General features: G+C 55.6%; 10 protein-coding genes and 2 pseudogenes. 4 read left to right on the top strand and 8 right to left on the bottom strand.

Translation table 11 applies throughout. From position 1 onward, the window contains the following. Entirely contained in the window at positions 1–735 is a 735-nt protein-coding gene (locus WFO64_RS10495) for a gluconate 2-dehydrogenase subunit 3 family protein (RefSeq protein ID WP_337011384.1), read from the bottom strand. Positions 736–1,010: 275 nt separating this feature from the next. Between WFO64_RS10495 and sbmA the strand changes: the two genes are divergently transcribed. The 3 genes and pseudogenes from sbmA to WFO64_RS10510 all read left to right on the top strand — a co-directional run bounded on the left by sbmA (position 1,011) and on the right by WFO64_RS10510 (position 3,134). Then, a complete protein-coding gene (gene sbmA, locus WFO64_RS10500; protein ID WP_337011386.1) occupies positions 1,011–2,252 on the top strand; it encodes a peptide antibiotic transporter SbmA in 1,242 nt (413 codons plus the stop codon). Positions 2,253–2,480: 228 nt separating this feature from the next. Then, a pseudogene (locus WFO64_RS10505) lies at positions 2,481–2,838 on the top strand (type II toxin-antitoxin system RelE/ParE family toxin). Further along, complete coding sequence (locus tag WFO64_RS10510) at positions 2,835–3,134, top strand: helix-turn-helix domain-containing protein (protein WP_061061382.1); 300 nt, start codon at positions 2,835–2,837, stop codon at positions 3,132–3,134. Before WFO64_RS10505 ends, WFO64_RS10510 begins: the two are co-directional and overlap by 4 nt. Positions 3,135–3,242: 108 nt before the next feature. Here the strand turns inward: WFO64_RS10510 and yncE are convergent, their stop codons facing one another. From yncE to WFO64_RS10525, 3 genes and pseudogenes are all read right to left on the bottom strand, one after another. Further along, on the bottom strand, positions 3,243–4,295 hold the full coding sequence (gene yncE, locus WFO64_RS10515) for a 7-bladed beta-propeller protein YncE (RefSeq protein WP_337011391.1): 1,053 nt from the start codon (positions 4,293–4,295) through the stop codon (positions 3,243–3,245). 197 nt (positions 4,296–4,492) lie between these two features. Next, complete coding sequence (locus WFO64_RS10520) at positions 4,493–4,702, bottom strand: DUF1471 domain-containing protein (RefSeq protein WP_337011393.1); 210 nt, start codon at positions 4,700–4,702, stop codon at positions 4,493–4,495. 212 nt (positions 4,703–4,914) lie between these two features. After that, positions 4,915–6,052, bottom strand: a pseudogene (locus WFO64_RS10525) (MFS transporter). A 104-nt stretch (positions 6,053–6,156) separates the two neighbouring features. Between WFO64_RS10525 and WFO64_RS10530 the strand changes: the two are divergent. Further along, entirely contained in the window at positions 6,157–7,122 is a 966-nt protein-coding gene (locus WFO64_RS10530) for an AraC family transcriptional regulator (protein ID WP_337011395.1), read from the top strand. A gap of 22 nt (positions 7,123–7,144) precedes the next feature. On the opposite strand, the gene WFO64_RS10535 is transcribed toward WFO64_RS10530, so the two are convergent. The 4 genes from WFO64_RS10535 to gltP all read right to left on the bottom strand — a co-directional run bounded on the left by WFO64_RS10535 (position 7,145) and on the right by gltP (position 13,276). Beyond that, positions 7,145–8,689, bottom strand: coding sequence for a methyl-accepting chemotaxis protein (locus WFO64_RS10535; RefSeq protein ID WP_337011529.1), 1,545 nt, complete (start codon positions 8,687–8,689; stop codon positions 7,145–7,147). Positions 8,690–8,916: 227 nt separating this feature from the next. Continuing rightward, positions 8,917–10,371, bottom strand: a complete 1,455-nt coding sequence (gene murP, locus WFO64_RS10540) for a PTS N-acetylmuramic acid transporter subunit IIBC (RefSeq protein WP_337011396.1) — start codon at positions 10,369–10,371, stop codon at positions 8,917–8,919. Then, entirely contained in the window at positions 10,371–11,282 is a 912-nt protein-coding gene (gene murQ, locus WFO64_RS10545) for an N-acetylmuramic acid 6-phosphate etherase (RefSeq protein WP_337011398.1), read from the bottom strand. The genes murP and murQ overlap by 1 nt, the downstream gene beginning before the upstream one ends. A 692-nt stretch (positions 11,283–11,974) precedes the next feature. Beyond that, positions 11,975–13,276 (bottom strand): glutamate/aspartate:proton symporter GltP, encoded by a 1,302-nt coding sequence (gene gltP, locus WFO64_RS10550; RefSeq protein ID WP_337011400.1) that lies wholly within the window; start codon positions 13,274–13,276, stop codon positions 11,975–11,977. Positions 13,277–13,593: the final 317 nt, after the last annotated feature.

Below are 13,593 nucleotides of genomic sequence, written 5' to 3' on the forward strand. Positions count from 1 at the left end.
TTAGCTTCTCTCCCCGCGAATCGACACTGACGGGAACGGATACCGTTCGCCGCGCTCTACCCAGTCCATAAAGTCGGCGCGTGCGCCAGGGAAGTTGATCAGCGTCCAGCCGACCATACCCTGATTTCCGCCGTGGATGGGATCGCTGAAGAAGCCTTCACGGGTGTTCTGCAGCAGGAAGCTAAAGAAGACTTTTGCCGGCAGCTGGCTGAATTCAGCGCTGCCAATCTCCATCGCCTGCAGTACCGCATCCTGCTGCTCGCCACTGAGCTGGGCGAACACTTTGCCGTGCTGCTTTTTGCTGAAATTGTCGGCATCGGCCAGACCAAGACGGTAGATCTGCTGTGGCACCAGCGGCAGTTGATAGCCCAGTTCTTTCGGCAGATCGGGATTAAACGGCCCCTGCATATACCAGTTCGAGCCCATGGCATAGGGCGTATTCATCTGACGATCGATAAACTCAGGCACGCCCGCTTCCAGCGCCCCCGGCCCGCGTTCATCGCTGGGGATCAGGCGTGCCACAGCGGCGGTGATAAAGGCAAACTCTTCCGCGGTGAACCAGCCCGGCTGGTAGTCTCTCGCCTGCTGCGGCGCGGCCGGAGTATCAGCCGCCTGCGCGACCAGCGGCAGGGAGAGCGCGCCCATCGCTGTGGTTCCTACCGCCATTGCTGGCGCCAGGGTAATTGTCTTCAGCAAAAAATCCCTGCGTGAATGACCCTTTTTTTGTTCTGACATGACATTGCCTCATTCCCGCGCTGACTGGCGGTATGAAAAATAGGTGGTTGCGTTGTAATGGTTTTTATTGGCAGATACAGACCCGGAACCTGCTTGTTACCGGTAACAATCGGCCACATTGTAACACTGACATTCACAAAAATTTAGTTCAAGGAAACAAAATCGCACAATTTCATTAACATCTGTCCCCTCCCTGTCATGAGCAGAAACAACAGACTACAGACAGAGACCCGCTAAAAACGTTATAACAGGCAACACACAACAGCGGAGTGCCTATGTTTAAGTCTTTTTTTCCGCGGCCAGCGCTGTTTTTCAGCTCTGCGGCTGTCTGGAGCTTAGTAGCGATTTTTGCCTGGTTCGGCTTTGCCGCCCATCTGCCCGGCATGTGGCCGACTTTTGAAACGGCAATGAAACACCCTTTACCGACCACAGCGGCACGTTTTATCGCCGCGAGTCAGATCTGGTTTTATCTCTATTACTGGATAATGGTAGCCATTTTTTCCCTGGCCTGGCGGCTGATTGATGCGCATCCGTGGCAACGCTGGTCAGTGTGGGGTTCCGCGCTGATTATCTTTGTCACCTGGTTTGGCGTGCAGGTGGGTGTGGCCATTAATGCCTGGTATGGTCCGTTCTATGACCTGATTCAGAAAGCCCTGACCAAAGCGGGATCGGTGCAGATTACGGAGTTTTACCATCAGGTTATCTCTTTTCTCGGCATTGCATTAATCGCGGTGGTGATTGGCGTACTCAACTCCTTCTTTATCAGCCACTGGGTTTTCCGCTGGCGCAGTGCGATGAATAACTACTACATGCACAACTGGCAGCGTCTGCGTCATGTTGAAGGGGCTGCTCAGCGTGTGCAGGAAGACACCATGCGGTTTGCGACCACGCTGGAAAACTGGGGTGTCAGTTTTATTCAGGCGATTATGACGCTGGTGGCGTTTTTGCCGGTGCTGGTGGCGCTCTCCCATCACGTGAAAGATATCCCGATTCTCGGCAATATTCCTTACGCGCTGGTCATTGCTGCTGTGCTCTGGTCAGTGTTCGGTACCGGCTTGCTGGCGCTGGTCGGGATTAAGCTGCCGGGGCTGGAGTTCCGCAATCAGCGGGTTGAAGCCGCCTACCGTAAAGAGCTGGTCTACGGCGAAGACAATGCCGATCGCGCCAGGCCGCAGACGGTGCAGGAGCTGTTCAGCCGCGTGCGGGTTAATTACTTCCGCCTCTACTTTCACTATCTCTACTTCAACATCACCCGTATTCTTTATCTGCAGGTCGATAACGTGTTTGGTTTGTTCCTGCTGTTCCCATCAATTGTCGCGGGCACCATCACGCTGGGCTTACTCAACCAGATCACTAACGTGTTCGATCAGGTGCGCGGCTCGTTCCAGTATCTGATCGCCTCCTGGTCAACGCTGATCGAACTGATGTCGATCTACAAGCGTCTGCGCAGCTTTGAGCAGATTCTGGATGATGTGCCGCATGATGAGATGATGCGTGACGCATCGGAAGAGGTTTAGTGGTTCGGAAAGGATGTGTAAAACCATCGTTCTCGTTCCTGACCGGCAAAAAACCAGAGAATCTCCGGGCCAGATCGGCTACGCAAGAACGCACTGAAATCCTATGCCCGCGAAAGCGGGCTTTTTTTTTGTGTGCATCAGTCACTGCCGTCATCGCACCGCTTGAAATTATAAGTTATAGCTTATAACCTGCAGTAACTGGACGGAATTCAGACAGGGAACAATGTCATGTGGACGGTGTTATTTAAGTGCGCGGTTTGAAAGCTGGTTAAGCGAGCAGGAACAAGTCCTGCAGGAAAAAGTGTTAGTGAACCTGACAATGTTAAAAATTTACGGCCCTGATTTGCCTCGCCCTTATGCTGATACTCTTAAGGGATCGCAGTATAAGAACATGAAAGAACGACGCGTACAGTTTTCAGGAAGGCCCATCCGGGCATTTTATGCATTTGATTATGTCCGCCGGGCTATCGTGTTGTGTGCGGGCGATAAAAGTCAGGACAAACGTTTCTACAGTCGAATGATACGTATTGCTGACAATGAATTTTCAGCCTGGCTTGCTGAACTGGAGAAGGAAAATAATCGATGAGAACGTTGGATGAGGTTATTGCTGGCTTCTCCCCGGAGAGTCAGTCGCGAATCCAGGAAATGTCTGATGAAATGGTCTTAGAAATCGGACTGCAGATGATCCGTGAAGAACTTCAGCTATCACAAAAAAACCTCGCTGAGGCTATGGGAGTGCGTCAGCCTGCCGTTGCTCAGATTGAGCAGCGCGGAAATGAGATTAAGGTTGCTACGCTCAAACGCTATATCGAAGCGATGGGCGGGAAACTGAGCCTGAATGTGGAACTGCCGACCGGAAAAAGCGTGGCATTTCACATCTGAGTCCTCGAGCTCGAAAAGCCGTTTTTTGATAGAAAAAAGCCACTCTTCAGAGTGGCTTTTTCGTTTACCGGGACGGTGCATCACCGCAGCGACGCCGGACGTCACGCCTTACAGTGCAATACGCATCACGCTGTCAGGATTTTTTGGCGGAGCCTTGCGCGAGCCAGGCTGCTTCACACTGACATAAAGCACCTTGCCATCTGCTGAGAGCGCCAGACTGTTGGGCAGCGCCGGGGTTTTCACCGTGCGCTTCACCTTATAGCTGCTGGCGTCGATGATGCTGACTTCACCCGCTTTACGATGCGTGACATAAAGCTCATCGCGATCACCATTAAACAGCACCGCCAGCGATTCCGGCACATCAATCCGCTGAATCACCTGCTGATTACGCAGATCAACCACCAGCACCTGCGCCTGCTTTGAATCGGTCAGGAAAGCGCGCTGACCACCGGTATCCAGCGCAAGGTTCAGGAAAAAGTGCGCTTTATCTCCGTCAATCTTCTGCTTTTTCTCAATGGCATTGGTGCGCGCATTGATCGTCACCAGTTCACCCTCACCGTTGGTGACGTAGACCTTCTGCGCGTCTGAATCTACTGCCAGGCCGGTGCCCATTTTACCGGTATTCGGGATGGTGCTGACAAGCTTCAGCGTGCTGCCATCCACCACCCAGACCACGCTTTGCGGTCCCAGCCCGGTGATATAAACCCGGTTAGTTTTAGCATCAACCGCCACCTGACGCGGCTGCAATGGGCGCACTGTTTCACTGCGCTTACGGCTATCCAGCACCAGCGTGTTGAGTACTTTGCCGCTGCTGGCGTCAATGGCCGTAACCGAGCCGTTAACCGTGTTACCGATGTAGAGTACGTTGGTTTGCGGGTTGATCGCCGCGCCAAACGATTTCAGCTCCGTGTTGATCGACTGCTGTACCGTCAGCGTTGCCGGGTCGAGACGGAAAACGGTGCCGCCGTCACCGCTGCTGTTCTGCGCTGTCGCCACGAACAGCGCGTTATCTTTCGGGCTGACTGCCAGTTCATAGACGCCTTTACCCACAGTCTGATTAAGATCTTCAGCCTGCACCGCCAGCCATCCTGAGGCAGAGAACAGGGCCGTAGCCAGTAACAGCGGACGCAGGGTCCGGCACGTAATGGTAATCGCTTTCATAACTTCTCCATCGTTAATCCACTGCAGATGCAGTGATAAGAAAGCCCGACATTGCAACCAGAAAAGCCCGACGCACAGGCTGACGCACGATTTTTTGAGAATGATAATTATTTATGAAGGAAAGGGACAGGTTTATTCGCAGAGAAACGAAGCCAGGACGCCCGGAGGCGTCCTGTCAGCACAAGAGGGTAACGCGGTTATTTCAACAGCTCAGCAGTCATGTGAACGCCGTTGTTAGTGTAAGCTTGAGTGATTTTATATGAAGCACCCGCTTCCTGAGCCTGCGCAGCAATTTTCGCTTCAGCACCATCCAGCGTAGCGTCGATGGCGGTCACAGATTGGGCGAAGCTGGCGAATGGCAGAACAGAAAGCGCGATTACAGCTGCAAAATTTTTGATAGATTTCACGGTCAATTCCTCGGTTAATTTTTATAAGGTAAGGCGTGCTGCCTTGTTGATAGCTATACTAGTCCGGAAGTTGATCAGTAAAAAGCGGAGGGTTTTGCTTAATTCATTCAGTAAAATTGATGATGGAAAGCACATTTCGCACCGTTATTACTCAAAAGGTTAATCATCTGCGCCCATTAAAAAAGGCAGCCTATATTGCTGCCTTTGAGTGGTTAACCGTGATGCCGTACCCGGCTGAAGATGGTCAGCGCGGCCAGCAGCATCAGCACGCCGCTGGCAACAAACACACCGCCTGCGCCACGCAGGTCAAACATCCAGCCGCCCGCCGCCTGATTCCGCGTCATCCGGTACCGCGCGTGAAATCCAGGTCGACCAGCCGGTTGGCATTGAACCAAACGCCATCCCCCAGATTGCCACGCCTGCGCCTACCATCCAGCTGACATCGCCAAAGCTCACCAGCATCAGCGCAGTGACGCTCATTAACAGCGCCATCCCGCTCAGCGTCAGCGATACGCTACGGGTGACCAGGAAACCGGCCAGCGAGGTACCAAAGAAGTTCGCCACGCCAAAGGCGAGCAGCGCCAGCGACAGCTGATTAAGGTTGAGCTGTGCAACGCCTTCCAGAAACGGACGCAGATAGGTAAAGAAGGCAAAGTGACCGGTAAACATCATGATTACCGCCAGCATTCCCCAGCGCATCACACCAATACGCAGCAGCGCCAGCACCCCGCCGTGGCGGGATTTATTTTCTGCTGGCATGGCGGGCAGGGTAAAGCACTGCCACAGCAGCGCCACCGCACCCAGTCCGGCGGTCAGCATAAAGATGTTGCGCCAGCCCACCAGTCCACCGAGATAGCTGCCCAGTGGCGTAGCGATAATCGTCGCCAGCGAGATCCCACTGAAGACAATAGAGAGCGCACGCGGTACCTGATCGGTGGGTACCAGACGCATGGTGATGGCCGTTGAGAGCGTCCAGAAGCCGCCAATGGCCATCCCCAGCAGCACCCGCGCCAGCAGGATCACCGTCAGGTCAGCGGCAAACGCTACCATCAGCGCCGAGGCAATCAGCAATAGCGAAAACACCAGCATGACGATGCGGCGATCGATGCGTCGCGTAACGCTGCCGGTGACCAGACTGGTAAACAGCGCCACCAGCGCGGTGATGGTGACGGTCTGTCCCGCCTGCCCTTCTGAAACGCCCAGGCTGTGGGCCATGGGCGTCAGCAGACTCACGGGTAAAAATTCGGCGGTGATCAGGCTGAACACCCCAAACGCCATAGCAAATACCGCGCCCCACGCAGGACGGGGCGGCGAGGAAACCTCATCAGCTACTTCGGTTGTCAGGCGCATGTTGCTTCTCCGGAAGATAAAAAAGTGAGTGTGAGCATAGAGTGCCGATTCAAGACGATCTATGATGCTTACACCTTCATTTTTGATAATTCGTCTGGAATCGCATGAGCCACTATGGAGATCTGACCAGTGAACTGCTGATGGGGATGCGCCTGTATGGCGTGAACTATCAGCGTATCGCGGTACGTGCGCCGTTCGGGCTGCGCTATGAGAACGCACCGGGCCGGGCGCAGTTCCACTTTGTCGGGCGAGGCTCACTGATGGTGCGCAGCGCCTCCGGCGAGCTGTTTCGGCTCAACAGCGGCGATGCGCTGCTGGTGCCGCACGGTAAACCGCACAGCCTGATCTCCAGTGAGGAGGCTGACTGCCAATGTATTAAAAACATGGTGAGCAAGCCGCTCTGCGACAGTGTCTGCGCCATCGCCGCCCCGGAAGATGCCGGCGATGACGAGCACAGCGTACTGCTCTTTAGCGCCTGCATGGCGTTTGAGCTCGGCGGTATGCAGCCGCTAATTAACACCATGCCGGATGTGATGCTGGTGAGCACCCTGCTGTCGCAATATCCGGAAATCCAGCCTATTCTGGCGGCCATGGAGCGGGAGTCGTGCACCCGTCAGGCGGGATTCGCCGGTATTCTGTCGCGTCTGGCTGACGTGGTTGCGGCGCTGATTGTGCGCGGCTGGGTAGAGAACGGCTGCGGCGAGCGCAGTGGGCTGGTGCAGGCGATGCGCGATCCGCGTCTGAGTCAGGCGATAGCCGCGATGCATCGGGAGCCGGGTGAAAACTGGACGGTGGCGCGGCTGGCCAGCGTGGCGGGCTGTTCGCGTTCGGTGTTTGCCGGACGTTTTCTCAATGCCACCGGCATGACCCCGCTGCGTTACCTGACGGAGTTGCGGATGCGGCTGGCGGTACAGCGGATTGTGAACAAGGGTGAATCGGTAGAAGCCGTGGCTTATCATCTTGGCTACGGCTCCATTGCAGCATTCAGTCGCGCCTTTAAACGAATTGTCGGTCAGGCGCCAGGGGCGCTGCGTGCCGGACGCGAAAGCACGCAGGTCCTGGCCTCTTAATCGGGCCGCTTAATATCTTCTCTTAACGAAAGACGCTGATCGCTTCGACCAGACGGTTAGCCTGGTGGGTCATGCGACCTGAAGCCTCGGCGCTTTCCGTCACGCGGGCCGCGTTCTGATGGGTGATGTCATCAAGATCTTCCACCGCTGAACTGACTTCGCTCAGCGCGGTCGCCTGTTCGGCCGTGGCGGCGCTAATCTGAGCAATCAGCGCGGTGACATTCTGCACCTGCGACACGATATCCTGCATCGTCCGGCCCGCAGCGCTGGCGTGCTCATTGCCCGATTTAACCCGGCTGGCGCTGGTTTCGACCAGCATTTTAATTTCGCTGGCGGCTTTGGCGCTGCGCTGCGCCAGGCTGCGGACTTCGCCTGCCACCACCGCAAAACCTTTACCCTGCTCACCTGCCCGTGCCGCTTCCACCGCCGCATTCAGCGCCAGGATATTGGTCTGGAAGGCAATGCCATCGATGACGCTGGTAATATTGGCGATCCGCGTTGAGCTGTCAGCAATTTCGCCCATCATGCCCATCATCTCAGTCATCACCTCGCCGCCTTTGCTGGCCGCGTGGCTGGTATCGGCTGAAAGCGTATTCACCGCGTGCGCGGTTTCCGTGTTGCTCTTCACCGTGGCGGTCATTTCGTTCATGGTAGCCGCCGTCTGCTGCACGTTGGCGGCCGCCTGCTCGGTACGGCGACTCAGTTCGTTGTTGCTGCGGGCGATGGCGTCACTGGCGCTCAGCACATTGATCGCCTGACCGCTGACATCATCCACCAGCCAGCGAAACATCAATCCGAGCTGACCGATGGCACGTAGCGTGACGCCTACCTCGTCAACGCGATCCATCTGCTCGACTTTATGACTGGCACCGGTTGCCACACTCAGCGCCTGCTGGCACATCCGTTCGATAGGGCGTGAAATCTGCTGCTCCAGCCACAGGCTGCCGAGTGTGAGCAGCGCAGCCATGCCCGCGGTAAAGCCTGCCAGTGCCGCTGGCGTCATGCCCAGCGCCCAGACGCCTGCTACCGAGAGTGGCAGTAATGTCAGCAGCGGAGTACGGATCCGCCAGCGAAGTGGTAGCGTCTTCAGGATTGAGGCGGGACGGCGCCAGCCACTGCTAACCAGCAGGCCTTTGTGAAAACGTCGCCCTCTGGCACGGCCTTTACGAAAATCCTGATAGAGCGCTTCGGTCTGACGGACTTCCTCCGCCGTGGGTTTGGTGCGTACCGACATGTAGCCCTGCACTTTACCGTCACGCACGACCGGAATGGCGTTGGCCCGCACCCAGTAGTGATCGCCATTTTTACGGCGGTTCTTGACCAGCGCGGTCCAGGGCTCACCCTGTTTCAGCGTCGCCCACATGTCGGCAAATGCTTCAGGTGGCATATCGGGATGACGTACCCTGTTATGCGGCTGTCCATTGATCTCGTCGGCAGTGAATCCGCTCGCTTCGATAAACGCGTCGTTGGCGTAAGTGATGTGGCTGTTGAGATCGGTGGTCGACATGAGTGTCGCCTGATCGTCGAACAGATATTCACGCTGAGAGACAGGCTGATTGTTACGCATCATAAGTCCTTGAACACCCTACGGCCTGCACGTGACAGTCTGAGTGTCAGCGTGAAAACGGTGGGCTGAGAGATAACGATTACCTTTTTTTATGTTTTCGGCATGCTTTGGCACTCTCTTTAGCGTTTAAGTTAAATTAATGGCAACAAAAAGCCACTTTGTAGCGGCTTTCACATTTTTGGCGGATTATCCATCCGTTAGCCGGACTGGAGAATTTTGGCAGCCGGTCAACTGAGGTCGATATTGCGGGTGCCAAACCACCAGGTGAGCAGAAATCCGCCGGTCCAGGCCACCACCAGCCCGGCCAGATAAACCGCCATACCTGCGAAAACTCCCTGGCTGGAGGTCATCAGCGGCAGCGTGACCAGCCCGGAGGGTCCGAATACCGTATTCATCCCGACCGGCAAACCCAGCCACGCTACCAGCCCGATAAGGAAACCGCCCAGCGCCCCGCCACCGCAGGCGGTGATAAAAGGTTTGAGGCGCGGCAGCGTGACGCCGTAGATCAGTGGTTCTCCGACGCCCAGCAGGCCAGGCACAATGGCACCTTTGATCTGCGCCCGCAGCAGCGCCCCTTTTTCGGCTTTGCACCACAGCGCCAGTGATGCGCCGACCTGCCCTGCGCCCGCCATCGCCAGAATCGGGAACAGCGAGTTAAACCCCTGCGTTTCCATCAGCGCAAAGTAGACCGGAATAAAGCCCTGATGGATGCCGAACATCACCGCGATCAGGAACAACCCGGCCAGCAGCGCACAGCCAAAGGGATTGTTATTGAGATGGATAAACAGCCACGACATCCCCTTAAACAGTTCACCACCCAGCGGCATGATAAGCAGATAGGTGATGGCCCCGGTAATCACCAGCGTAAACAGCGAAGTCAGGATCATATCGAGGTTGTCGGGAATGATTTTGCGCAGCTGTTTCTCAATCCACGCCCCGATAATCGCCGCCATCAGCACTCCAATAATGTTGCCGCGCGGGTCGATCGTCAGGCCAAAGAAGCTCTCCATGCCACTGTAGTAGCCGGTGGTGGCACCTGGCACATAGCCGAGCACAAACAGTGAGGCGATGATGGCACCATTGACGCCGCTGCCGCCAAAGGCTTTTTGCGCGTTGTAGCCGATCAGGATGCTGAGAAAGGTGAACAATCCTTTGCCGAAGACTTTCATGTACGCCACGGTGTGTAGCAGCCAGGGCGCATGGTTGCCGGGGGCATTAAGGTGGAGGCTCTGTTCAATCAACGTGGCAAAACCTAACAGCAGTCCCGCGCCGATAAAGCCCGGTATCAGCGGGGTGAAGACGGTGGCGAAACGCGACAGGAACTGATGCACGCCGCGAGTCTGTTTCGCCCTGAGCTGCTGCTTCTGCTGCGCCGCCAGCAGGTGAAGTTCCGCTGTTTCCCCCTGTGGTGCCCGCGCTGTGTCGCCCTGCGCCAGCAGGCTCTGCACCCCCTCGGCGGCGGTTTGCGCTTTGCCCGGCCCCAGAACAATCTGCAACTGTGCCTCACTGTCGATAACGCCTAAGACACCCGGCAGGCTTTTTAATCTTGCCAGATCACTCTCTCCAGGCTGATTAAGCGTCAGGCGGAGCCGCGTCATACAGTGACCACAGGCCGCGATATTTTGCGCGCCACCGACTGCCTGCAGGATGTCGCGCAACAGTGCCTCGGTGATTGTGGCCATTAGCGTGCTCCCGCTGCCTGCAGAGCCTGACGGATAAAGCCCTGATGCTGACTGAGCAGCGCTTTCGCCTCATCGGCAGCCAGGTCAGCCAGCACCATCAGAATGGCGGTTTTACAGTGTCCGCCACAGGCGGTGAGCGCGGCGCTGGCCGTTGCGTCATCACAGTCAGTGGCCTGCATGACGATGTTGACCTGACGCTGCACCAGTTTCTGGTTGGTTGCTTCCACATCGACCATCAGGTTGCCATACACTTTTCCGCTACGGATCATCGACCCGGTGGTGAGCATGTTGAGCACCAGTTTTTGCGCGGTGCCCGCTTTCATCCGTGAGGAGCCGGTGACCACTTCCGGGCCGACCACCGGCGTGAGCGCAATCGCAGCGACCTGTGACATGGCGCTGCCGGGATTACAGGTGAGCGCCACGGTGATCGCGCCAAGCTGGTTAGCATACGCCAGCGCGCCCAGTACGTAGGGTGTCCGACCGCTGGCGGCGATGCCCACCAGCACATCGTGGCGGCTGAAGTGAATATCTTTCAAATCCTGCGCGCCCTGCTCACGGTTGTCTTCCGCGTTTTCTACCGCCTGAAGTATGGCGGTATGGCCTCCGGCAATCAGGCCGATCACCTGTTCGCGGGGTGTGCCAAAGGTGGGCGGGCATTCACTGGCATCCAGGATGCCGAGTCGCCCGGAGGTGCCTGCGCCGCAATAGATCAGTCGACCACCCGCCTGGAACGCAGCGCAGATGGCGTCAACGGCGGCAGCGATCTGCGGCACGATGGCCTCAACCGCCAGTGCCACCTTTTTATCTTCATCATTAATGACGCGCAGCATCGCTTCGGTGGAGAGTTCATCGATGTTCTGGCTGGCCGGATTGCGGCCTTCGGTGATCATCTGGCTGAGGTCGAGTTTCATGGCGGGCTCCGTTAAGGAATAAATTATTCAAATTACCAAACATCATAACGAATGATTAATTCATTGGGTGAGATCTTTTTTTTACGGGATGTAAGGTTGGCTCATGTTATGGGGCCATCAGGTTGGCTAAGTAATGAGTTTATGCCGGGTGCCTGGCATTCGGAGCTTAATCACTGCGCATTCCGGCCTGAACGCTGTGCATGTAAGTGGAGTCGCTGGTAAACCGGAGCCGGTCAGAAAAGATTCACCCGATCGTAAAGACACATTCATCATCCATGATGCGCGGCCCACGCCATCCCTGGCGTGGGCCGCTTTACTCTTCAGGTGAACCTTTTCTTTCCTCAGGCTTTTTATTGCTGTTTGAAAAAAAGTTTTAGCCGGACATGGTTGCGAAGGCGAACACCAGTAGTAGCGGAGTAAAGCGTCCGCCGCATGGACAAAACGCCTGGAGCGTTTTTGAACAACGTAAAGCGCTGGCCCGCTTGCGGGCGAGCCTCATGGATGAGGCGAGTAACCGGCGGCCGAGGCCCCAGGGCCGGGTTTACACCGACTTTACGCAGTCACCCTTTGTATCCGACTGAATGGCACAAATGTTGATCTTTCATTTCTGCCCTATCGACCCTGTAAGAACTAAGCCACAAAAACAAAAAGGGCCCAACTTTCGTTGAGCCTTTTTTTCGTTAACGCCGTGTTCAGCTTGCAGTCTGCGTCCGCAGCTGCAGCTCATACGCTTTCGCCTGTTCGGTGTCGAACTGGTTTTCCCAGCGGGCAATCACCAGCACAGCCAGCGCGTTACCCACCACGTTCAGCGCGGTACGCGCCATATCCATGATGCGATCAACACCGGCGATAAACGCCAGACCTTCCAAAGGAATGCCAACGCTGCCCAGCGTGGCCAGCAGCACCACGAAGGATACGCCTGGCACGCCAGCGATACCTTTCGAGGTCACCATCAGCGTCAGGACCAGCACAATCTCATCGGTCAGCGACAGGTCAATGCCATACAGCTGCGCAATAAAGATCGCCGCGATACTCTGATAAAGCGTTGAACCATCCAGATTAAACGAATACCCGGTCGGCACCACGAAGCTGGTGATCGCTTTCGGGGCGCCGTAGGCTTCCATCTTTTCCATAATACGGGGCAACACGGTTTCCGAGCTTGACGTGGAGTAAGAGAGAATCAGTTCATCCTTCAGGATACGCATCAGCGTGGTAATCCGCAGCTTACAGAAGCGCGCCACCCCGCCCAGCACCACAAACGCGAAGAACAGAATCGCCACGTAAACCAGCAGCACCAGCTTAGCCAGCGGCCACAGCGAAGCAAAGCCGAAGTTAGCAATGGTCACCGCAATCAGTGCAAACACCCCCACAGGCGCATAGCGCATGATCATGTGCGTCACTTTAAACATCGTTTCAGAAATGCCACGGAACAGGTTCACCAGTGGATCGCGCTGTTCTGACGGCAGTGACGACAGGCCTAAGCCAAACAGCACCGAGAAAAAGATAATCGGCAGCATGTCGCCCTTCGCCATTGAGGCGAAAATGTTCTGCGGAATCAGCGACAGAATCGTGGTGACCAGGCTGTGCGGGCCGCCCTGAACCTCAGCCGTTGTTGCTTCATATTTAGAGATGTCCACCGTTGCCAGCGTTGACATATCAATGCCGGTGCCAGGCTGAAATACGTTGGCCAGCGTAATACCGACCACAATGGCAATGGTGGTGATCACTTCAAAGTAGAGAATCGTTTTAACGCCGATGCGTCCCAGCTTCTTTGCATCACCTACGCCAGCGATGCCGACAATCAGAGATGAAATGACAATCGGGACTACAATCATCTTGATCAGATGAATAAAGATATCGCCTGCAGGACTGAGAATGTTGGTGACTAACCATTCACGATTGTCTGGCTGATTATGCAACACAGCCCCCACAACGATGCCAAGCACCAGGGCTGTCAGAATCTGCCAGGCGAGGCTGAATTTAAAACCTTTCATAACGCATAATTTCCTCAGTCAAAACCCGTTTCTCTCTACTGCGAAGGTGCAGAAGACAATACACACAGGGAGTGAGCAAAAAGCCCGGTAAATTAGAGGGTGTTTAGAAACAGCGCCTCGTATGAAAACCTGATGATTCCCATACCCATTTTCAGACGCGGTCTGAGTTGATACCTGCAGAACAGGGGCGAGATAAGTACCATTTTCACTGTAGTAAATGCAACCCCTGGCGGATCCGATTAAAAGTTCACCATCTGATTAGCATAAAGTGCTACCCGCACTGAAAATACCTAACCTGCTGTTATGAAAAGTATTAC

Origin of the sequence: Pantoea sp. AS142, assembly GCF_037152305.1 — a bacterium.
Classification (GTDB): domain Bacteria; phylum Pseudomonadota; class Gammaproteobacteria; order Enterobacterales; family Enterobacteriaceae; genus Pantoea.